The organism is Nocardioides sp. CPCC 206348 (assembly GCF_048654705.1).
Lineage (GTDB): Bacteria > Actinomycetota > Actinomycetes > Propionibacteriales > Nocardioidaceae > Nocardioides.
In genome coordinates this window covers 1-840 of sequence record NZ_JBMCZA010000135.1, presented here as the reverse complement: position 1 = coordinate 840, position 840 = coordinate 1, and the positions used below count along the sequence as shown (strand labels likewise).

The following is an 840-nucleotide window of genomic DNA, read 5'->3' as shown; positions in this document are numbered from 1 at the left end:
CCGACCGAGAAGCCGGTCGAGCCGGTGCTGCCCGCGGCTGCCACCAAGGCCACCGAGGCCGGGGCTCGGGCGTTCATCACCTACTACTTCGACGTCATCAACTACGCCCAAGCGACCGGCGAGGTAAGCACCCTCAATGCCCTCTCCGCATCGACGTGCGGCGCATGCGAGGACCTCGCCGAGCGACTCCGGAACCAGTACGAGGACGGCGGACGTATTGACGGAGGCGTCAACTCTCTGAAGTCGATCAGCGCGACAGAGGTCACGACAACGTCAAAGGCCGCGTACGGCTTCCAAATGAAACTCGACGTCTTCCACGACGAGCAAACTCTCACCGACAGCGACGGAGACACAGAGGAACGAGGCGCTGCAACCAATGCTTTCACCGCGCTGATCATGTGGGCTGATGGCCGGTGGCGCCTCGACGTCCTGCAGGTGGGCTGAAATGACCAAGGTCGCCTCGCTGCTGCTCCTGATCCTCGCCGTGGCGATCGCGGCACCAGCCAATGCAGACGAGAACGATCCGCCTCCCGCAACGTCGTCAGCGACGGGTGAGGTTTCGTCGGACAGTTTGCTGGTCGAGGTAGTCGAGCAAGCGGACGACAATGCGCAGACCGGCGGCGCTGACGCAAGCCACTCGTCCGACGGTCAGCCTGTGTTCACCGCAGGTGGTCAGGCTTGTTCCGGGGCTGAGCAAGTAGTCACGGTGAACGACGGGAGCGTGCTGCCCTTCGGCTTCTGCTTACCGCCCGACTCTGGGCCGGAGGTCCTCACCGTCAGCATCGTCCGCACCGCGTTCGCTGAGCTCAAGCTCCCCGCGGCCAAGCTCGTGATCCAGCC

2 protein-coding genes are annotated in these 840 nt (G+C 64.3%); both read left to right on the top strand.

Annotated features, from left to right (window positions below):
- A partial coding sequence (locus ACOADB_RS08690; protein WP_378597561.1) for a DUF6318 family protein occupies positions 1-444 on the top strand: 444 nt, incomplete at its 5' end.
- A 1-nt stretch (position 445) separates the two neighbouring features.
- Positions 446-840 (top strand): hypothetical protein (locus ACOADB_RS08685; RefSeq protein ID WP_378597560.1); only part of this gene is annotated, 395 nt, incomplete at its 3' end.